The 20,694-nt window shown below is 54.1% G+C and carries 19 protein-coding genes; 11 read left to right on the top strand and 8 right to left on the bottom strand.

The genetic code is table 11. The features are described 5' to 3' along the window. Positions 1-21: 21 nt before the first annotated feature. On the top strand, positions 22-615 hold the full coding sequence (locus ACT3R7_RS09805) for a YajG family lipoprotein (RefSeq protein ID WP_192539220.1): 594 nt from the start codon (positions 22-24) through the stop codon (positions 613-615). A 25-nt stretch (positions 616-640) separates the two neighbouring features. Here the strand turns inward: ACT3R7_RS09805 and ACT3R7_RS09800 are convergent, their stop codons facing one another. The 3 genes from ACT3R7_RS09800 to ACT3R7_RS09790 form a co-directional block, all read right to left on the bottom strand. Next, positions 641-1,273 carry a thiopurine S-methyltransferase gene (locus ACT3R7_RS09800; protein WP_192539219.1) on the bottom strand — a complete coding sequence of 211 codons (633 nt, stop codon included), beginning with the start codon at positions 1,271-1,273 and terminating at the stop codon, positions 641-643. 45 nt (positions 1,274-1,318) lie between these two features. After that, positions 1,319-1,954 (bottom strand): TIGR04211 family SH3 domain-containing protein, encoded by a 636-nt coding sequence (locus tag ACT3R7_RS09795; protein WP_193091836.1) that lies wholly within the window; start codon positions 1,952-1,954, stop codon positions 1,319-1,321. A gap of 80 nt (positions 1,955-2,034) precedes the next feature. Further along, on the bottom strand, positions 2,035-2,364 hold the full coding sequence (locus ACT3R7_RS09790) for a DUF1820 family protein (protein WP_018916745.1): 330 nt from the start codon (positions 2,362-2,364) through the stop codon (positions 2,035-2,037). 224 nt (positions 2,365-2,588) lie between these two features. Between ACT3R7_RS09790 and ACT3R7_RS09785 the strand changes: the two genes are divergently transcribed. The 3 genes from ACT3R7_RS09785 to ACT3R7_RS09775 are packed head-to-tail and all read left to right on the top strand — an operon-like array spanning position 2,589 to position 6,667. Further along, complete coding sequence (locus tag ACT3R7_RS09785; RefSeq protein ID WP_193091837.1) at positions 2,589-3,812, top strand: ATP-grasp domain-containing protein; 1,224 nt, start codon at positions 2,589-2,591, stop codon at positions 3,810-3,812. Positions 3,813-3,842: 30 nt separating this feature from the next. Continuing rightward, positions 3,843-5,882, top strand: a complete 2,040-nt coding sequence (locus ACT3R7_RS09780) for a hypothetical protein (protein ID WP_496199024.1) — start codon at positions 3,843-3,845, stop codon at positions 5,880-5,882. A 26-nt stretch (positions 5,883-5,908) separates the two neighbouring features. Beyond that, on the top strand, positions 5,909-6,667 hold the full coding sequence (locus ACT3R7_RS09775) for a TlyA family RNA methyltransferase (protein WP_193091860.1): 759 nt from the start codon (positions 5,909-5,911) through the stop codon (positions 6,665-6,667). Here ACT3R7_RS09775 and mscK read toward each other — a convergent pair. Next, positions 6,664-10,017, bottom strand: a complete 3,354-nt coding sequence (mscK, locus tag ACT3R7_RS09770) for a mechanosensitive channel MscK (protein WP_193091839.1) — start codon at positions 10,015-10,017, stop codon at positions 6,664-6,666. The genes ACT3R7_RS09775 and mscK overlap by 4 nt on opposite strands. 155 nt (positions 10,018-10,172) lie before the next feature. On the opposite strand from mscK, the gene ACT3R7_RS09765 reads away from it, so the two are divergent. The 4 genes from ACT3R7_RS09765 to ACT3R7_RS09750 all read left to right on the top strand — a co-directional run bounded on the left by ACT3R7_RS09765 (position 10,173) and on the right by ACT3R7_RS09750 (position 12,292). Continuing rightward, positions 10,173-11,204, top strand: a complete 1,032-nt coding sequence (locus tag ACT3R7_RS09765; protein WP_193091840.1) for a phospholipase A — start codon at positions 10,173-10,175, stop codon at positions 11,202-11,204. A gap of 77 nt (positions 11,205-11,281) precedes the next feature. After that, positions 11,282-11,614: an ElaB/YgaM/YqjD family protein gene (locus ACT3R7_RS09760; RefSeq protein ID WP_192539213.1), complete on the top strand. Its 333-nt coding sequence runs from the start codon at positions 11,282-11,284 to the stop codon at positions 11,612-11,614. After that, the gene (locus ACT3R7_RS09755; RefSeq protein ID WP_192539212.1) at positions 11,614-12,018 is read left to right on the top strand and encodes a phage holin family protein; all 405 of its coding nucleotides are present in this window, start codon (positions 11,614-11,616) and stop codon (positions 12,016-12,018) included. Before ACT3R7_RS09760 ends, ACT3R7_RS09755 begins: the two co-directional genes overlap by 1 nt. After that, positions 11,993-12,292 carry a YqjK family protein gene (locus ACT3R7_RS09750; RefSeq protein ID WP_192539211.1) on the top strand — a complete coding sequence of 100 codons (300 nt, stop codon included), beginning with the start codon at positions 11,993-11,995 and terminating at the stop codon, positions 12,290-12,292. The genes ACT3R7_RS09755 and ACT3R7_RS09750 overlap by 26 nt, the downstream gene beginning before the upstream one ends. 102 nt (positions 12,293-12,394) lie before the next feature. On the opposite strand, the gene ACT3R7_RS09745 is transcribed toward ACT3R7_RS09750, so the two are convergent. Further along, a complete protein-coding gene (locus tag ACT3R7_RS09745; RefSeq protein WP_441675921.1) occupies positions 12,395-13,579 on the bottom strand; it encodes a BaiN/RdsA family NAD(P)/FAD-dependent oxidoreductase in 1,185 nt (394 codons plus the stop codon). Positions 13,580-13,801: 222 nt separating this feature from the next. On the opposite strand from ACT3R7_RS09745, the gene ACT3R7_RS09740 reads away from it, so the two are divergent. Continuing rightward, a complete protein-coding gene (locus ACT3R7_RS09740; protein ID WP_496199023.1) occupies positions 13,802-14,881 on the top strand; it encodes an efflux RND transporter periplasmic adaptor subunit in 1,080 nt (359 codons plus the stop codon). Continuing rightward, complete coding sequence (locus tag ACT3R7_RS09735; protein WP_193091843.1) at positions 14,881-17,994, top strand: efflux RND transporter permease subunit; 3,114 nt, start codon at positions 14,881-14,883, stop codon at positions 17,992-17,994. Before ACT3R7_RS09740 ends, ACT3R7_RS09735 begins: the two co-directional genes overlap by 1 nt. A 95-nt stretch (positions 17,995-18,089) precedes the next feature. Here the strand turns inward: ACT3R7_RS09735 and ACT3R7_RS09730 are convergent, their stop codons facing one another. After that, positions 18,090-18,518, bottom strand: coding sequence for a DUF3617 domain-containing protein (locus ACT3R7_RS09730; protein ID WP_193091844.1), 429 nt, complete (start codon positions 18,516-18,518; stop codon positions 18,090-18,092). A gap of 177 nt (positions 18,519-18,695) precedes the next feature. Between ACT3R7_RS09730 and ACT3R7_RS09725 the strand changes: the two genes are divergently transcribed. Next, positions 18,696-18,905 carry a zinc ribbon domain-containing protein gene (locus ACT3R7_RS09725; protein ID WP_018916732.1) on the top strand — a complete coding sequence of 70 codons (210 nt, stop codon included), beginning with the start codon at positions 18,696-18,698 and terminating at the stop codon, positions 18,903-18,905. Positions 18,906-18,938: 33 nt separating this feature from the next. Here the strand turns inward: ACT3R7_RS09725 and ACT3R7_RS09720 are convergent, their stop codons facing one another. Next, a complete protein-coding gene (locus tag ACT3R7_RS09720) occupies positions 18,939-19,778 on the bottom strand; it encodes an ABC transporter permease subunit (protein WP_193091845.1) in 840 nt (279 codons plus the stop codon). Then, positions 19,775-20,686 (bottom strand): ABC transporter permease subunit, encoded by a 912-nt coding sequence (locus tag ACT3R7_RS09715; protein ID WP_193091846.1) that lies wholly within the window; start codon positions 20,684-20,686, stop codon positions 19,775-19,777. The genes ACT3R7_RS09720 and ACT3R7_RS09715 overlap by 4 nt, the downstream gene beginning before the upstream one ends. Positions 20,687-20,694 lie beyond the last annotated feature (8 nt).

Below are 20,694 nucleotides of genomic sequence, written 5' to 3'. Positions count from 1 at the left end.
ACCGTAATAGCGGAGAAAAATATGCTTCGGCGCCAGTTTTTACGTCTTTCAGGTGTGCTTTTGGCAGGCGTTTGGTTAGCGGGCTGTGCAAGCCCCCAATATCTTCAGCTTAGCCCAGAGCGCAGTGGCAACGTACCGCAAACCGGATCAGGCCAGCAGGTAACAGTTGTTGCCGTCGATGGCCGGGAAAGTGAAGTGATCGGTACGCGGGCGGGTGGCAATATGTCAACCGCGCAAATCACGGTTAACAGCCACGAGCTGATTCCCCAACTGCAGGCGGAAGCCGAGCGTGCGGTTCGCGAAATGGGCTTTAACCCCACAACAGAGCAGGCCCAGGGCCGCCCTACGCTGACGCTTGAGCTTGCCAGTTTGCATTACGGACGTGGTGACAGCGGCCAGCCGTTAGTGGACGAGGCCCGCCTTGAAGGTGTTTTCCGCGCGATTGCCAAAAATAAAGGCACGACGTACACCGGCACCTATACCTCACGCCGCACTCAAGGCTACGCAGTCAAGCCGGGTGAAGACACCAACACCCGTATGCTCAATGACCTTTTGAGCGACGGCCTGAACCGGGCATTCAACGACCCCGAACTTGGCCGCCTGCTTGCCCGTTAAGACCGCTAACGCAGCGTGGGGCACACTACAGCGGTGGCCCGCGCCGCTTAAGCGACCATACCGATTCAGTACGGCCCCGCTCATCGGGGCTACCCTTCTCTAACAGCGTTACACGAAAATTCGGCGTAAACAGCTGGGCTATTTCGTCGCCGGGCACGCTATACGGCGGGCCTGCTTCATCATCCTGATGAGTTATGCTGACCAGCAAGCCTTTGGCACCAGGTGGAACTAATTGAGCCAGGTGAAACGCATAGCGTTCTCGCGTTGCCGGCGGCAATGCGATGAGCGAGGCGCGATCATAAAACGCACCTACCTCCGCTGCCTGCTGTATGTGGAGATGAAAAAAATCTCCGCACCAAAGCTCCACACTCCCCTGGCGCGAGATTTCAAACCCCGCTTGAGCGTAGCGTGATACGCCAATCGAGCGCTGGGCCAGAAACTGCTCAATCGCCTCCGGCGCCAGCTCAATTCCTAATACGGGGTGCCCAGCTTCCGCCAACCAGCGCATATCCAGGCTTTTGCCGCATAAGGGAACTAGCACTTTCGTGCCGGACTCGACCTCAAGCGTGGGCCAGTAGTGAACTAGCGCCGGGTGCGGCTGATCCAAGTGAAAACCAATTCGGCCTTCTTGCCAACGCTGTCGCCAGGAAGTACTCATTGAGATCACCTTCACTTTTTTACAGGCTCTGAAACAGCGGCAAGCTTAGAACCAGCGATCACGCTTTTTACGCCGACGCGGCAAGTGCGGCACGATAAGCCCCACGAGCAGGCCAGCACCCGCCACGCCACCGCCATACATGAAATAGCGCATCAGCAGGTCTTCTTCCTGAGTGTCCAGACGCGCCTGTAAAGCACGCACCTGCTGGCGCGACTGCTCGGTTTCGCTATCCAGCTCATTGTTGCGCGCTTCAAGATCGCTGATCCGCTGTTCACGTATTTCCAGCGTTTCGGTCATGGAGGAAGTACGCTGCTCCCAGGTATCGTTGATCCCCGCAAGCTCAGCCGTAAGTTCATCGACACGGTCTTGCAGAACCGGTAATTGCTCGCGTGCGCTAGGGGTTTCCTGAAGCTCATCAGTCAGCACCCATACCGTATCACCGCTGCCACCCCGCACACGCGTGTAATTACCGCTTTCTTCCAGTACCTCTACCTGCTCACCCGCATTGAGTGTACCGATAATACGATATCCATCAGTGGGGCCGCTGCGTACATAAGTGCTTAACGCATCGCTTACCCAGGCCTGATTATCGGTTTGTGCAATTGCCTGTGTACTGGCCACACTTAGCAGCACGCTGGCAGCGGCTGCAACACATGAGAAACGAAATTTATCTGCTTGCATGACGTCATGTCCTGATTAAAAAAACGCTGCATGGCGGACGAAGCCACCAGCGCTAACAGCGTCGCGCTTGTCTTGGGCGCTTACCCTTCGCTACGCGGCGGTAGAGGAAAGGGACGAGGAAACTCAGCAACGCGGGCATCGCTTTTAACTGCCTTCAAAGGTCCTTCGCGCTCCACCTCATCAATACGCACAATCGCATTTAAAGGCAGGTAACTACGCTTGACGCCCTCGAAGGTTCGCTGCAATTTTTCGGTTGCAGGATCAACGACTACCCGTGACGCATCGTCAAAGACAAACTCCTCGACTTCAATAAAGCCCCAGAGTTCGCTTTGAAATATCTCGCGGACGTATAAATCCCAAATTTCACCCTGTTGGTGAACCACCACCCTATAAATCGGCTTGGCCGCCATCTTGGCCTATCCCTCTTGCCATTTGAACGTAAAATTTTCCGGCCTTAGCGTACCATAACCCAACCAGTAGAGCCTTAGATCACGTGTCTTAAAGCGTTAATAAGCGCTAACCGCCCACTTAACGAAGTGCTAATTAGCCGATATGACAGGCATCGTGTAGGGTGAATAGAAGGAAGAAGAGAAGGAAGAAGAAAGGCATACCCCCCCCTACAGGAGTAACGATTATGCAGAAGGATCCAAATAAAGGTTATATCGCACTGCTTGGCTGGAGCCTAAACGCCATCGAAGCAGCAGAAAAATTTGACCGACGCTATATCGTGGTGGCTCCTGACTGGGCTGAGGAGTATTGCCAGCAACATGAAATACCCCATGTCGCCTGGAATTTCGAACGCCTCAATGACCGCTCTTTAGAAATTGCCGAAACGCTTAAAGAAAAAGGCGTAGACGTCGCGATTCCGCTGTTTGAAGAAACGGTTGAATGGGCTGGCGCCATCAATTCCGTTCTGCTTGATAATCCACGCCTTTATGGCCAGTCACTGCTGCTGCGCGATAAAGCTTTGATGAAACGGCGCGCCCAGCTGGGTGGCATCCGCGTGGGGATTTTTGAAGAAGCGCATGATAAAGAAGACGTTGTACGTTTTTTGAAACGCGTCAACCAGACGCTGCTTAAGCTCGATGGCGATCCAAATGATCCTATTCACCTTAAAGCGTTTGATAAAGCGGGCTGCCTTGGGCACCGTGTGATTCGCACCCCTGACGAGATTGATGCCATTCCTGAAGAGGAATTTCCGGTGTTGATGGAGTCCCACCTGGATGGATGGGAATTTGCGGTTGAAGCGTGGATTCATAACGGCAAAATCGCCTTTTTGAATATTTCGGAATACGTAACACTAGGCTATTCCGTGTTTGTGCCCGCCTCCCCCGAGCTTGAAAAATACCGTGATCAGATTACGACTCAGATTGAAAAGCTGATTAAGGCCTTCGATATTGAATTTGGCTTGATTCATCCCGAATACTTCGTTACAAGCGACGGCGAAATGTACTTTGGCGAAGTCGCCTATCGTCCGCCTGGCTTTAAAGTATTTGAGCTGCTGGAACGTGTTTACGGGTTTAACGCCTATCAAGCGTCCATGCTGGTGTTTGATCCAAAAAGCACGCCCGACGAAATCACCGCGTTCTTTCCCAAGGAGGTGGTCGATGCCAACGGGTTTGCCGGTTGTTTCGGCGTTTACCCGCGACGTCGCGTTGTCAGCCGCCTTGAAATCCCGGAAGAGACCGAAGATCACGCTTACTTTGAGTCTCATGAGCTGACCTCGCCGGTTGAAGAAACGGTTACTAAGCGCACCGCTTTTGGTACCCACTGGGGGCTGATTTACTTCAAGGGCGATGACGCACATACCATGCGCGATCTCCTTAAACGTCAGGAAGACCTCGACTTCTATGTATAATCCCAGCTATTACCGGGACAAGGAGTCATTGTGACGCCTCATATCGAGTCGCTTTCAAACGCCGGCAAGCTTGACGAGCTGCTGCACAAACTAGACGAAGCGGTGGCGCTACTAGCCGACGCACCCGCTTTTTCCAAGCCCGGAAAGCTTCCCCGAGTACTGGACACCACCCGCCGGGTGTTATTACAGCCCGGCGGCTGTGCAGCGCTTGAAACGCGTGCGGCAGCCATTGAAGCTTCGGGCGTTTTTGCAGGTTCAGACTGGGAAACGCCTCAATATCTAGTGCCTACGCTCACGACGTTCTCGCTGAAGAGTGCCGACGCCAACGTAGTGGTTATTGAGGCATTAAGCGAATTACGTTTGCTTGCTGTGGCCAAAGGGGGCTATCAGCATTCACTGCTCTCTCAGGAGCAGGCGCGCCACTATCTGACGCAGGTCATGGCGATTAATCTCTGGCTGCTATTTGGTACGCCCAGTGAAGCCGAGCGGGAAACTCAAGGGCGGCTCTCGACGATTACTCGACAGCTATTTAGCCATCTTGCCGAACGTATTGGCTATGAGCATGTAATTGATCAATTGATCGATGAAATCTGGCGAATCTTGAAGCAGCGACCTATTCAGGTAGACGCTATCAAGCAGATGATTACCCAGATTGCGCTATGCCAGGCAAATCCGGATATTGATTTGGGGGCAAGCGGACAAGGCGCTGATCGCTTAGTAAGCTCACTCTTCGGCCCTACCCAGGCCTGTCGTGAAGACCCAGGCGTGGACATCTATCGTGAGCGCCTTGAACGGATGGACACTTCGGCTTTACAAGCCGAGGCCACGGGGTTCGCCCGCGCCATGCACGATACCGGGCTGGTGTCCCCCTACCACGCCGTGTTAATGCGCCACCTACTTGAAGAGGGCGATTATCTACTCACCGAAGCGATGGGCCTATCCTCGACCGGGCGCGACTGCCTACTGTGTTATCGCGAACTGGTTCATGCACTGATCCGTAGCGCCATTTATCCGGCCACCGCGCAGGCAGTCTATGGCTTGGCGCTGCTGCTTGAACGGGGCATTCTGTATCAGCCGCCAGTGGCACCCGCCATGTGGCGCCAGCTGAATTTGCCGCTTTCCGACTGGACTCAGGCACGTCTAAATCTTGCCTACGGTGAACTCACCACGCCCCGGGCGCGCTTACTTGAAGGGGTTTTATGCATGCTGGGACTCCCTTTAGGGGTAGGCCAGGGCAATAATCCTACCTGTCAGTCGGCCAGGGCGCTTTCCATGTGGGCGTATAACGACCCGGACTACTTGCTGCAAATGGTGGCCTGGGCGGCGCGCGATGATGAAATCATCGTACATTTTGAGGGGCAGCCGATCTCCTCTAAAGAGAGCCAGTCGGGGGTGGCGACAGAGCTCCCGATAGATCTAGACCCCGTTTCGCTGATTGTGGTGCCCCAGCTTGACCGCATTTATGCGGAAATGGGCAGGCGCTGTATTGGCCGTGAAGGTGACCCCCACCGCTGGGTGAACCCTGAGTTTCATGGCTGGTGGTCAGGCCGCGGATTTTGCATCAATGTTGACGTTGCCACAGGGCAACTGACGAATATTGATTCTTTTATACGCCATTTCTATGCCTGCTATCATCCTTTCTACAATGGCAATCAGCCCCTTATCCACCCTCAACCGGCGGGTATTGCGATTACCGATAGCGCCGCCCGCTTCATTGGCTGGCATGCCATCACAATACTGCGCGCATCGCTTGATCCATCGGATATAATGCGCCTGTATTTCTATAACCCCAATAATGACAGCGGTCAGGATTGGGGAGATGGCGTCGTTGTGAGCACTGCCGGTCACGGTGAGCGCTTTGGCGAGGCGTCTCTGCCCTTTGATCAGTTTACCTCGCGGCTATATATCTATCACTTTGATCCTCTGGAGCACGGTGAGCTGGCAACGGTAGCCGATGAAGAGCTTGAAGACGTCAAACAGTATCTATATCGCAGCTGGGGGGGCGCTCGTTTGCCAGACACCGAGCTACAGGCCAATGAAGGCGCCCACTCGTCAATTAATCAGCCATAACCGCGCTTAATTAACCCATGTCTTCTATGTTACGACTCGATCAACTGCTGGTTAGCCAGGGGCTTGCCAGTTCGCGTACCCGTGCCCAGCGACTTATTCGCCATGGCCGTGTTCGCCTTGAGGCGCACCCGCATGCGCTGATCAAACCTTCAGAAAAATGGCCGATAGAGACGCGCTTACAGGTCGATGATGACCCGGAAGAGCGCTACGTCTCGCGCGCCGGTTTAAAGCTTGAAAGCGTACTGAACGTTTTAAATAAACGCCTTGATGGGTTAGTCGTGCTGGACGTTGGCCAGTCAACAGGGGGCTTTACCGATTGCGCGCTGCACTATGGCGCACGTCAGGTGATAGGGATTGAAGTAGGCCACGGGCAGCTTGTCGATTCACTTCGCACAGACCCGCGGGTGACGTGCCTGGAAGGCCTCAATGCCAGGCATATGAGCACATCCCCAGCGCTCCAAGAAGCTATCGCGACACTCCCGCTTGATATCGCGGTGATGGACGTTTCGTTTATTTCACAAACCCTGATCCTGCCTGAAATCGCTGCGCTGCTGCCGCCTGGCGGTGAGCTTATTTCCCTGGTCAAGCCGCAGTTTGAATTAACCCCAGGAGCGCTTGATAAGCGCGGAGTGGTTCGTCGAGCGGCTGACTACAAGGTTGTTGAGGAGAAAATTCGTACGGCGTGCAGCGCCTGCGGGTTAGCCGTACAGCACTGGCAGGAAAGCCCGATCACCGGTGGAGACGGCAATCGGGAGTTTCTTCTTCACGCCATCAAACAAGGCTAGCTAAGCGTGGCGGGCGGCAGCCGCTTTATCGACTGCACCTTGGCGGCTTCCCCCTTGTCACGGTGCAGCCAGACATCCATCTGCTCGAAAGCGACTCGAACGTCTGCCTCCCGGAACAGCTGATCCACCCGGCAGTTCACTTCATCCGCCGCAAACAAGCGATCCACCAGGTCATTAACAAAGATGCGCAGCTCAAAATTGAGGCTGTGGTTGCCATAGCTTAAGCAGAAAACCTGGGGTTCCGGGTCAGCCAGCACCCGCTCGTTCTCGTCAGCCGCCTGGCGCAAAAGTCGATGCACTTTGTCTAAATCAGAGCCGTGAGCAACGCCGTAGGTCAACACCACCCGAGTGATGTTATCGGAAAGCGACCAGTTGATCAGCTGATCGGTGACAAAGGTCTTATTGGGGATAATGATCTCTTTACGATCAAAGTCTGTAACCGTGGTGGCGCGTATCCGAATACGGCTTACGGTACCGTGCAGGTTGCCAAGCGTAATCGTGTCGCCAATTCGAATAGGGCGCTCGAAAAGAATAATCAAACCTGAAATGAAGTTGGCAAAAATTTCCTGCAAGCCAAACCCCAAGCCCACGCTGAGCGCCGCCACCAGCCACTGCAGTTTATCCCACGACACGCCTAGCGTCGCCAGCGCCATCACAATGCCCGTGCCTACAATTGCATAGGAAAGCAGCGAGCTTATGGCGTAGGCGCTACCCTGCTTTAACGCCAGGCGAGATAGCACCATGACCTCCAAAAGTCCCGGCAGGTTGCCCGCCATGATAATAGTAATGGCCACAATCAAGAGTGCCGTAAACACATCGGAAATCGACAGCGTATCGCCGACCAAATCGCCCTCTTCGGCATCCCATAGCGAGACGTGATCCAGATAACCCAGCACGGATAACAGGTCTGCCCACACCAGGTACAAAAGTGCGCTGAAACCAATCAGCAGAATCAGTTTGGAAAGGCGCAGCGACTGGCTGTTGATTTTCTCCATATCCAGCGGTGGCTCTTCCACTACTTCAAGCCCACCTTCAGCCCCCTCCTGCACCTGCGCCCGGCGGCGAGCCAGAGCGCGTCGATAGGCAAGCCGCCTGGCGGCAACGGCCAAGCTGCGCACCACCGTTGCCTCGACCACAATCCATAGCCCCAGCAGGTACAGCGTAATGGCAAAGCGGCCCACCAGGCGTAGCGCCGTATATTCATACCCCCATACCATCAGCCCCAGTAACACGAGCGGTATGGATGCCATGGCAAGCCCCAGCATCAATCGAAACAGACGAACGCCAAAAAACGGTATATGCGACAAAATCAGCTGGGCTAGCCACCAGCTCATGGCCAGAAGCCCTACCGTAATCAGCGCCATGGCGACAGGCCGCATCGCCAATGGGGTTTCCATCTGTTCTGACATGGCCGCAATGGCCACCACTGGCACTAATGCTAACCCTAGCCCACGCAGCAGTTCGCGCAGCCGAGCATTGTAATGAGCCGACCAGGTAAAATGTCGTTCGGCCACGCCGTCAGCCACTAATAACCTGCGCCCCCACGCCACCACGGCCCAGCTTAAGGCCAATTGCAGCAACGCTGGTGAAACGCTATGGGCCAATGCGCCCTGGGTTGCGCTAAGTCCTAGTCCTACGCCCGCCAGCGCTAGCGGCCCGGGGATCGCGAGCAGCGCGTTTAAGAGCACCGCTTTTGGGGTATGCAGTTGGGTATCGCTTTTTAAGCGACCAATCTGTGAATGAATGGCAGCAAGACCTGCCTTGATACGCCGCCGCAAACCCACTAATAACAGGCTTACCAGTACCAGAGGGGCACCGCTGAGCACCTCCCAGGAAACGCCCTTCCAGTGACTGGGCAAAATGGCTCGCCACTCGCCTTCTCGCCACTCCTGGCGCGCGTTGTGGGGCAGTTGGCGCATCCAATTCAGATCCAGCGGTCGGCTGTTAGCCACCCAAAACAACTGCTCATCGATGGTCGTACGCAGCTCTCGGGTAGTGGTCAATAGCTGTTGCTGATTAAGCTGCAGCTCAATGGCAGCACTTAGCAGGCTGCCATAAGATTGCTCTAATTGTTCAACCAGCTCACGGCGCGACTGGTAAAGCCGTGAAAGCGAACTGACCAAGCCGGGGGTCACCTCAAGTCCAGCCTCTTCCAGGCGCTGGGTCGCCAGCCGCTCGCCTTGGCGTAACTGGTCGCGCTGGCGAATCAAGTCAAACTGCTTTAGTCGCAGGTCGGCAATTTCGTCCTGAAGATCACGACGCGGCACAATCGATGGCAATGATTGACGCTGCTCACGCAGAATCCGTGAGAGTAACTGGCTGCCACGGATAGCATCGATTTGCTCGTTAAGACTGCGCTGCAGCTGACGCACATGATCCAACTGACGCTGCGCTTCGATATTCTCACGCACAATGCTGTTGGAACGATCCGTCGCACGCAGCAGCTCCAAGCTAAGCTCTTGGTTAATTTGCTGGGCACGTAAGACAACGGGATGCCCTTCGGCAATTAAAGGATCATCCCTGGCGGCATCGGCGATCGCCTGTTCCGACTGCAGACGGCGCTGCCGATCAATCGCTCCCTGTAGTAAATTTAAGCGCTGCTCCTGACGGTCGATCTGCATTGAAAGCAGATCACGCCGCTGCTGCGCCAGCTCACGTAACCGGCTATTGGCGCTTAACTCGCGCTGATTATAAGTGACCTCTCGCTCCGCTAAGGCGCGCTCTAGGCGTAGCTGGATCAGTTGAGCATCGTTCAGAGGAGAAAGCTGCCGGTCAGCCAGGAGCGCTTCCCGCTCATCGTGCTGGCGACGTAAGACTTCAATGCGCTGAAGCGCTTCAGAAATTGACTGCTGAGCTCGCTCGGGTAGGGTTTGAGCAGAAAGAAGCTGCGAATTCACTTCCGCCAGTTGGCTCTGCAACTGTTGTAGCTCTACGACAGCATCCGTCTGCTGCGCTTCGAGCGTATCAAGCGGCGTGTCGGTTAAATCGGTAACGCTTAATTGCTGACTATCATCGTTAATGTCATTGAGTTGGCGCTCCAAGAGCTGCCGCTGTTCTGGCGCCTGCTCGACACGCTGAGTTAATGCCGACAACCGCTCTTCAACCGCGCTTAATCGCTCATAGGCCTGCAAGGCAGCTGCGAGTGCATCTTTATCACGCCCTTGTTGGGGTGTAAGTTCGCCTTCAGCCGCATCTAATTCGGCGAGCCTTTCGGCCAGCTCTTTTTGGGGGGGTACCCGGTCAAGTGGGGGGTAATCGGCCGCGTGAACATGAACGCAAGCCATCAATACCCACAGCAAAAACAGGCTTCTAACTAGCCAACTGCCAGCAAATCTCACCACGTCAATCATGCCCTCACAGACATTATTAAAACCCGCCGATACGGAAACAGTTGCTATTGTCAGGCGTTCTAAGGATAAGCGCAATGAAGAGGAGTTGACTTACACCCTCCGCGTGTATAGAAACAACCTTGATAATTGTTCTCCCCTATTTGCGAGCCACCTAGATGGTCATCCGAAAACTGATGTTGGTCGGTCTAACGGTATTGCTAAGCGCCGAAATGCTCGGTAACGCCGCATTAGCAGAATCGAAAGAAGAAATTGAAGCACGTATCCGTGCGCTTGATAATGAGCGCTATCAACTTAACCAGCAGTTGCAGCAAATGCACGCGTCTGATGAGTCATCAGCCGATGTGGCTGATGAAACGCTGCCTGTGGAACAGGCGCGTGAGGATCTCATTGAACGCCGTCAATTGGAGCAAGAGTCCACTCGAAATCCCTTCTCTATTACCACGCATCGCACTAACTACTTATTCCCGGTTAGTTACAATGCCAAGCAAAACAATGAGAATTTTCGCAATGTCACCACTGATGCCGGGCCTGATAGTAACGAAGTCAAGTTTCAGCTCAGCGTTAAGGTAAATTTAGCGGAAGATATTTTCGGTCGTGTGGGAGATGTCTACTTCGGCTATACCCAGCGCAGCTGGTGGCAGGCATACAATACCGATGCCTCTTCACCGTTTCGGGAAACCAACTACGAGCCCGAAATATTTATCGACTTCGATAATGCCTGGAGCGCTTTAGGATGGGTCAATACGCGCAATCGAGTGTCCTTTAACCATCAGTCCAACGGTCGCTCTGACCCACTTTCGCGAAGCTGGAATCGCGTCTATTTGGAAAGCATTTTTCAGCGCGGCGATTGGGCGTTGACATTAGCTCCCCATTGGCGTGTGCCAGAATCAGAAAGCGATGACGATAATCCCGATATCGAGCGGTATATGGGTTACGGCGATATTCGGCTTGCTAAGCGGCTTGAGAACAATCATGAAATCAGTGGCCAATGGCGAGGCAACCCCAGCGCAGGGCATCATGGTACTCAGATCGACTATAGCTGGCCCACGTTTAACAATTTGCGAGCCCACGTGCAGTATTACTATGGCTACGGTGAAAGCATGATTGATTACGACAACCGCGTTCATCGCCTAAGCATTGGTTTTAGCTTAAACCCATTATTTAGTGCCACTGGATTGAACCGTTAGCAAAACGAGCTTGTCTATCATGTGTCGGCTGCTATGCTGATATAGGTTAAATAATTCATTCGTCAAAGGAAGACAAAATGGCTAAGCGTCAATTTGGTACTGATAACAGCGCTGATCAATGGAAAGAAGATCTGCGTCATTTAAGCGACACGGTAGAAGAGCTGGTTAAAGCCACGTCAAAAGACGCCAGCAGTGAAATGCACGATCTTCGTACTCGTGCAGAGGGACGTCTTAAAACTGCACGTGCGCGCCTTGAAGCACGCGGTGAGCGTATCTATGACGACACCCGTGAAACGATTTCACAACAAGTAGATTGCTGTGACCGCTACGTGCATGAAAACCCGTGGTCTAGCATCGGTATCGGCACCGCTGTAGGTGTATTGGTAGGTATGCTGCTCGGACGCCGCTAATGTCTTTGGGTCCAACCCAACGCGTATTCTCTGCCGCCAAACGCTTGCTGAAGTCACTGGTTGCGAACAGTGAAACCCGCTTGCGTTTGGCGGTTTTAGAGCTTGAAGAAGAGCGCGCCCGCCTGTTCACGCTGTTTCTTTTATTGGGTGCCAGCTTACTGCTACTGCTATTGGGCGTTGCTACATTAACGGCTCTTATCGTAGTGATCTTTTGGGACTCTTACCGACTATTGGCGATTGGTGGAAGCGCAGGCGTACTGTTAGCGGCTAGCTTTTTGCTGGCAGCCATTGGTGTTCGTCAGGCCAAGCGCCATACGCTGCTAAAAGAAACGCTTAAACAGCTAGCGGCCGATCGTGCTCTGCTTGAGGTGAACGGAGATGAAGCAAACCGACAAGAGCGTTAATCCGCCCAGCCGTGCTGAACGTAAAGCGGCGTTGCTGGCTCAGTTAGAGCAGCAGCGTGTAGATATTTTAGTATGTAGCGAATATCTGCAGCGCTCGGCATCGCCGCTCGATCAAAGCTGGCGCAGTATTAAACTGCCATTGTATGCGGCGGGTGGCCTACTGGCATATAAGCTCGTACGACGCCCAGGTGGAATAATGGCGGCTGGCAGAAAAGGGCTTGCGGGCTACATGCTGTTTCGCAAGCTAAAACTCCTGGCAAAAATTGCCACCTAAGCTTGCCGACAGCTGCATCCGTTACTATCTAGGTGCGTCATTGCCTAAGTTTGTTACTGCCAGTACCGTTCTAACTAAGCTTGCAAGGTCGCATCATGCGATTTAGCAAGCTTGACCACAGGCAACCCCACTCGCCCACGCCCATTGAAAGTTATACCCGCCAAGCTCACCGGTCACGTCCAGCACTTCCCCTATAAAACGCAGTTGAGGCAGATCTTTTACCTCAAACGTTTTAGATGATATCGCATCCGTATTGACTCCCCCCATAGTCACCTCAGCGGTACGCCACCCTTCTGTTCCTGCGGGCTTGAGCTGCCATTGATTAAGCCGACCGGCCCATTGATCCAACTCATCATTGCTGTATTGGGCTAATGGCTTGAGCTGGTTTGAGTCGGGATACCACTCCAGGAGCGCCTGGGCAAATCGTTTGGGGAAACGCTCGCCTAACCAGGTCGAGAGTTGACGCTTAGGGGTTATCTTACGTGCCTCGCGTAGCGAATCCGCGGCATTTTCATTCGCTAGTAGATCAATTTCAATGGGCGAACCTGGCTGCCATACGCTGGATATTTGCAGCATGGAAGGCCCCGACAGCCCGCGATGGGTAAACAGCATGGGCTCGACAAAACGCCGCCCGGCACAGCTAACCGCCACAGGCAAACTGACCCCTGAAAGCTTTGCACTGCGGTCTTTCCAGAAATCACTCAAGGTAAATGGCACCAGCCCTGCTCGAGTAGGCAATACCTCCAGACCAAACTGGCGGGCAAGCTCATAACCAAACCCGGTGGCGCCCATGGTCGGTATGGATAAACCACCGCTTGCCACTACCACTACCCCAGCATCAATAACCCCGATTGAGGTAGAAAGACGCATACCCTCGCCTTGCCTCACGACCTTCGTGATCTGGGTATTAAGCTTTACTTCAACGCCTGCCCACTCACATTCAGTCCATAATACACGTACGATTTCTTTGGCAGACGTTGCACAAAATAGTTGGCCGGGCGCTTTCTCAACGTACTCCACGCCATGCCGGTCAACCAGCTCCACAAAGTGTTCGGGGCGGTAACGTTTTAGCGCAGAAATACAAAAATACGGATTTTCAGAGTAAAAATGCTGAGGTGTCGTGCCAAGATTGGTAAAGTTGCAGCGGCCCCCACCTGACATGAGTATCTTTTTACCTGCTTTGTTGGCGTGGTCAATTACCAGCACACGTCGGCCTGCGTAACCGGCCTGTGCCGCACACATTAAGCCAGCCGCACCGGCGCCGATAACCACGACATCATAAACCATAGAAAATAGCTCTTGGGAGGGTGTAAAAAACCGCATTTTAACAGCTCAAGGCAGTAATAAAATTTTTCTTCACGCTTCATTGCACCTTACAAAAACGCTAACCAAGACCGTATTTTAATAGCTGCTGGAGAGCATAGAAGGCGTCATCAGACGCACACCCGATGGGAAGGCCAACCTTTCCTGGGTTAACAAACCGCCTCCAAGCCTAATACTGAGAAGCTTATGTCCGCGTATGTCCGACCGTTTTTGCTTTTGTCATTCATTGTGGTTTTTTCCGGGCCCACGCTGGCACAAACATCCGGGCAGGCAGCGCTTCCCGTTATTGGCAGCCGTGCTGAAGCAACCACCTGGTCCGACCCGCTAGAAGCATTGGGCACCCTGCGTGCCGATGAAAGCGTTACGCTATCGGCCACGGTAACCGAGATTGTTGCCGAAATTAACTTTAAAGATGGCGAACAGGTCGAACAGGGGCGGCTGCTGGTACGCTTGGAAGATACCGAAGAACAAGCTTTACTGCGTTCCGCGCAGGCCATAAGTGACGAGCGGCGTAACGCGCTTGGCCGCGCCACCCAACTGCAGGATCGCAATCTGGCCGCCCGCGCGGATGTAGAAGACTTTCAAGCACAGCTTCGCCAAACACAGGCTGATATCCAGGCGCTTGAAGCTCGCCTTACCAATTACCAGATTAAAGCCCCGTTTAGCGGTCGGGCGGGCTTTCGTAACATCAGCACGGGCACGCTGGTCACACCCGGCATGGAGCTTGCCACGCTCGATAAGCTCGACGTCATGAAGCTCGACTTTAGCGTTCCCGAAAGCTTTCTAGGACGCCTTTCAAAGGGGCTTACACTAAGCGCCACTACGGCGGCCTACCCTGATGAAGTATTTAGCGGAGAAATCGCCAGCATCGGGACGCGCATTGATCCTGTCTCGCGAAGCGTCAGCGTTCGCGCCGTGCTGGAAAACCCAGGCATGCGCCTGCGCCCAGGGATGCTGATGGAAGTAATCGTTCAGCAGCGCGTACGGGATGCGGTGGTATTGCCGGAAGCGGCACTCGAACCCAGTGGTGACCAGCACTATGTAATGCTGATCGACCAAAGCGGTGATGCCCCACGCCTTGAAAGACACGAGGTCGTGATTGGCGAGCGGCGCTATGGCCAGGTCGAAATTCTCGAAGGTATTAACGCAGGCGATCTAGTGGTCGTACATGGCCTGCAGCTGGCAAGAGACGGCCTCGAAGTACGCCTGTTAGGCATCATGGATGGTGAAACGGATATCCGCGCCTTGCTGGAGGCTGATCGCTAATGCGCCTATCCGATATTTCCGTTCAGCGGCCCGTGCTCGCCATGGTGATTGCCGCGCTGATTATCGCTTTTGGTTTACTCGCGCTTAACCGGCTTCCACTGCAGGAATACCCTACTGTAGATCCTCCGATTGTCAGTATTGATACTCGCTACCCCGGGGCCGCCGCCAATGTGGTCGAAACGCGGATTACTCAGGTGTTGGAAGATCGAATTGCTGGCGTCGAGGGCATCGAGCTAATTACCTCACAAAGCGAGGACGGCCGCTCACGCGTTGAAATCGAATTTGGCATTGAAATGGATATCGACGCTGCCGCGAACGATATTCGGGATCGCATCTCAGGCGCCTTGCGTAACCTGCCAGACGATGCCGACACCCCGGAAGTCACCAAGGCGGACAGCAGTGAGGAAATTGTCGTATGGCTGAGCCTTTCAGGCGCCGACTACTCAATTACCGAGCTTACCGATTACGCCAACCGCTTTCTGGTCGATAGCCTATCTGTTCAGCCGGGGGTCGCCCGTGTTCGCGTCGGCGGTGGCCGAGACTACGCCATGCGTGTATGGCTTGACCGTAACGCGCTTGCTGCCCGGGGCTTGACCGTGGGTGATATTGAGGATGCGCTCCGCGCAGAAAACGTTGAGCTACCAGCAGGCTCGATCGAATCGCAAGACCGCCAGTTCATCGTTCGCCTACCGCGCAGCTTCGCAACCGCCGATGACTTTAAACGCCTATCACTTACTCAAGGCGATAACGGCTACTTGGTACGTCTGGCGGATGTCGCGCGGGTAGAAGTCGGCTCGGTCGAAGATCGCTCGGTGTTTAGAGCCAATGGCATTCCGATGGTCGGGCTGGGTATGATCATGCAGTCGACGGCGAATGTCATCGAGCTTTCCAGCGCCGTTCAGCGTGAGCTTGAACGCCTTCAGGATACGCTACCGGAGGGTATGACGCTTACCCTGAACTACGACGCATCTGTGTTTGTTTCCGGGGCGATTGAACAGGTGGTAATGACCCTGTTTATCGCCATGGGCCTGGTGGTCATCGTTATCTTTTTGTTCCTGGGGAATTTACGCACCACGCTAGTGCCTGCCGTTACCGTGCCAATCGCCGTTATCGGTGCGTTTATCGCGCTTGCCGCCATGAACTTTTCAATCAACCTGCTTACCTTGCTCGCCTTAGTTCTGGCGATTGGGTTGATTGTCGATGACGCTATCGTGGTACTGGAAAATATCAATCGCCGGATGCACGACTACGGTGAAACGCCGCTGGTGGCGGCCTTTAGAGGCACGCGACAAATTGCCTTTGCGGTTATCGCTACCACTCTCGTGCTGGTCGCGGTATTTGTGCCATTGAGCATGCTGCAGGGCGATATCGGCCGCCTGTTCTCCGAGTTTGCGCTTACCATGGCATCCGCCGTTGTCTTCTCGACACTACTCGCCCTTACGCTAACCCCCATGATGGCATCCAAGATTCTGAAGCCAGGCATGCACGATAGCGCTATTGGCCGAGGCGTACAGCGGCTACTTAACGGCACTCAGCAACATTATCAGCACATACTTGAATGGTTACTGGCACGCCGCTGGCTGGTGGTTGGGCTTTTCGCTTTGCTAATGGCTGCCACCGCCTGGCTTGCCACCCAGCTGCCTAATGAGTACACGCCTCAAGAGGATCGCGGCAACTTCATTGTGCTGGTGAATGGCCCTGAAGGGGCCACCTTCGATTACATGATGGATTACATGGATGAAATCGAAACACGCCTGACTCCTTTCATAGACGCGGGTGAGCTTGAGCGTGTGGTGGTACGCGCCCCGCGCGGCTTTGGTAATATCGAAAATTTTAACAGCGGTTTCATCATTATTAACATGACCGACTGGGGCAGTCGCCGTAGCGCTTGGGAGGTAATGGATGACGTGCGCGAATTACTGCGTTCGCTACCCGGTGTTCAGGCGTTCCCGGTAATGCGCCAAGGGTTTGGGCAGCGTACCCAAAAGCCCGTGCAGTTTGTTCTTGGCGGTGGCACTTACGAAGAACTTGCCCGCTGGCGCACCACCATGATGGATTATGTGCGTGAAGATAATCCACGTCTTACCGCCCTGGAAAGTAACTACAACGAGACTCAACCCCAGCTTAGCGTCGAGATCAATTACGAACGTGCCGCCGCCTTAGGCGTCACCGTCACTGAAATAGGCCGCACGCTAGAGGTACTACTGGGCGGGCGCAATGTGACTCGCTATGTAGATGACGGCGAAGAGTACGATGTGATTGTCGAAGGTGATCGCGGTCGCCAAAATAGCCCCCGCGCCCTGGACAATATACAGGTGCGCTCGGCACGCTCTGGTGAATTAATCCCGCTGGCAAGCCTGGTCACCCTCTCCGACTTTGCCGGGGCCAGTACGCTAAACCGTTTTGATCGCGTTCGGGCGATTACCATTGAGGCCAATCTGGTCGATGGCTATCCGCTCGGTGAAGCGCTGACTTACCTACAGGAAACCGCCGACACTCTGCTACCCGAGGAAGCACAAACCAACGTGGCAGGCCCCTCTCGTGACTTTCAGCAGGCAAGTGGGGCAACCACCTTCCTGCTGGTGCTGGGGGCGGTCGTGGTATTTCTGGTTCTGGCGGCGCAGTTTGAAAGCCTTATCCACCCGTTTGTGATTATGCTGACGGTACCGCTTGCCATGAGCGGTGCCTTACTGGCGCTACTGCTAACCGGGCAGTCGCTTAATATCTATAGCCAGGTCGGCCTGGTGCTGCTAATTGGCTTGGCCGCCAAAAACGGTATCTTGATTGTGGAGTTTGCCAACCAGCTTCGTGATGAAGGCAAAACGTTTCATATAGCGCTCATAGAGGCATCGGTTACCCGCCTTCGGCCTATTTTAATGACCGCAATTACCACCATGGCAGGCGCGATACCCCTGATCATCTCCAGCGGCCCTGGCTCAGAGTCACGGTTAGTAATTGGCACAGTGATCATGGCAGGCGTTGGCGCGGCCACGCTGTTTACGCTGTTCGTGGTTCCCGTCGCCTATGATTTACTGGCCCGTCATACCGGCTCGCCGGGTGCCGTTAAGCGTCGGCTTGAAGAGGAAATTGCCGACGCAACGGAGGAGCAGTGACCTGCTAACCCCGTGAGGCTTATCAAAGCAGCATAAAAAAGGGCGCCTCTTAAAGAGACGCCCTTTTCGTTAGGCAAAATACTTGTACGTACAGATTACTCGCAGTCGCCTACCCGCTCGCCTTCAATCGTGGTGTTCATGGCCAACTCACCCATGGGCGATTGCGTCAGAATATCTACGCTACCGTTGATTTGCTCACCCATAAAGCGCATATCGCCGTCGATAGTGGCTTCACCGCCTTCGGCACGGCATACCATGCTGTAAGCAAGGCCATCGGCGTTCATATCCTGGTTAAGAAGCTCACAGCCTTCTTCTTCCTCGATAAAGCCGAACTCAGCGCCATCCAGGTCGTCCTGAGTAATACACTGGCGCTCGGTTTCCGTTTGATCCGGAATATCCATATCGCCGCTGATACTGGTCACGCTGACGAACTCCCACTCGCCTGGCGTAACATTGGGTGTTTCTGCCAAGGCGACCATCGGGAAGGCCAAAGCGGCCGCTACTGCCATGTTTCGTAACATCATCGTTTCTCTCTATAGCACTTAAAAAATAGTACTTAAAAAATAGCACTTGGAAATAGCACGTGGAAAACGGTACGTGGAGAACCGTTTACATCCTACCTGATTCATCACCACGATGCCCGGCTTCGCACCAGACTGCTACACTAGCGTCGAGTTTCAAACTGTTAAAGGTAGCTTCTTATGCACGATGACGCCTTAGTGAACCACGATTTTCACTGCCCCTATTGCGATGCCCCTTTGACCTTTGTCATCGACACATCCCAAGGTAGCCACGCCACCTGGGAAGACTGCCATCAATGCTGTGCGCCCATTCAGCTGGAAATTATCATCTCACCCATGACTGGTGAGCTTGAAGCCGTGCTCACCGGCCGTGATGACGATGTTTTTTGATGGCCCTGTTTTGAAAAACAATGCTTTTTAGCGCTATGCGGCGTCTTCTTGGCGCTGGGTGATTTGGCGCCGTTCGTTACGCCGCATCATGTACCAGGCCACAAACGTGGCCAGCGATACGGTCAAGATAATCAGCGTTGCCAGGGCGTTAATTTTAGGCGACACGCCCATGCGCACCGATGAAAACACGACCATGGGCAGCGTGTTCGCACCGGGCCCAGAGACAAAACTTGCAATTACCAGGTCATCCAGAGACAGCGTAAAAGCAAGCAGCCAGCCGGCCGCCAGTGCAGGTGCAATAATGGGCAGTGTTACAAAAAAGAATGTTTTTAACGGCGGCGAGCCCAAGTCCATCGCGGCTTCTTCAATGGAGCTATCCAATTCGCGCAGCCGCGCGGCGACCACCACGGCAACGTAAGCACTACAGAAGGTAGTGTGCGCAATCCAGATAGTGCCCTCACCCCGGTCGGCGGGCCAACCTGTCAGCTGTGCCATCTGGACAAACAGCAATAACAGGGACAGCCCGGTGATCACTTCAGGCATCACCAACGGTGCGGTCACCATGCTGGAAAGCGCCGTTTTACCACGAAAATGGCCAAACCGGGTCATGACAAAAGCAGCCACCGTGCCTAAGCACACCGCCATGCTCGCGGCAAAAAACGCGATTTTCAGGCTCGTCCATACCGCTGAAAGAATCTGTTGATCCTGAAACAGTGCGCCGTACCACTGTGTCGAAAATCCTGCCCATACGGTAACCAGCCGTGAGGAGTTGAAGGAGTACACCACCAACACTGCCATTGGGAGGTAAAGAAACAGCAAGCCCACTATCAGCATTACCGTTGAAAAATGCGGACGCCGACGGACTGTACTCATTCTTCAAGCTCCCGAGACTGATAACGATGAAACCAAACAATCGGTATAAGCAGCATTAGCAACATGACCATTGCCAGCGCCGAGGCCACGGGCCAATCGCGGTTAAGGAAAAACTCTTCCCACAATACCTTGCCGATCATCAGCGTATCCGGCCCACCCAGCAGCTCAGGGATAACAAACTCCCCCACTGCGGGAATAAACACCAGCATGGAGCCTGCGATAATGCCGCCCATTGAAAGGGGCAATGTCACCTTGATAAACGTGTTGATCTTGCGTGACCCAAGGTCAGAGGCCGCTTCCAGAAGCGAGTTATCCAGCCGGGTCAGGTGAGCATAAAGGGGCAGTACCATAAAGGGTAAATAGGCGTAGACAATGCCAATCACGACAGCAAACTGCGTATTCATCATACGTAGCGGCGTGTCAATCAGGCCAAGACCTATCAGCAGATTATTGATTAACCCGCTGTTGCTCAAGATACCCATCCAGGCGTAGACCCGGATCAGGAAAGATGTCCAGGAAGGCAGCATCACCAAAAGCAGCAAAATAAGCTGCCAGCGTGCCGGCGCGCGCGCCATGGCATAGGCCATGGGATAGCCCAGCAGCAGACAGGCGACGGTTGCAATAAACGCCGTTTTCACTGATCCCCAATACGCGGCTACATAGAGCGAATCGGAAAGCAGGAAAAGGTAGTTACCCAGGTTTAAAAAGACATGCAGCGTTTGGTCGGCATATTCAAGCAGCGGCCCGTAAGGGGGAATCGCCACAGCTCCCTGGGACAAGCTGATCTTCAATACCAGAGCAAAAGGCAGCAAAAAGAACAGCAAAAGCCATACAAGCGGAAAGGCAATGACCGCTCGGCGCCCAAGCTGACAACGCTTAAGCAGAGCGACAACCTGAGATGGCATCATCTAAAGCA

The sequence above is a fragment of the Halomonas sp. AOP43-A1-21 genome, assembly GCF_052376775.1.
GTDB lineage: Bacteria > Pseudomonadota > Gammaproteobacteria > Pseudomonadales > Halomonadaceae > Vreelandella > Vreelandella colorata.
This window is presented reverse-complemented; position numbering and strand designations above follow the sequence as displayed.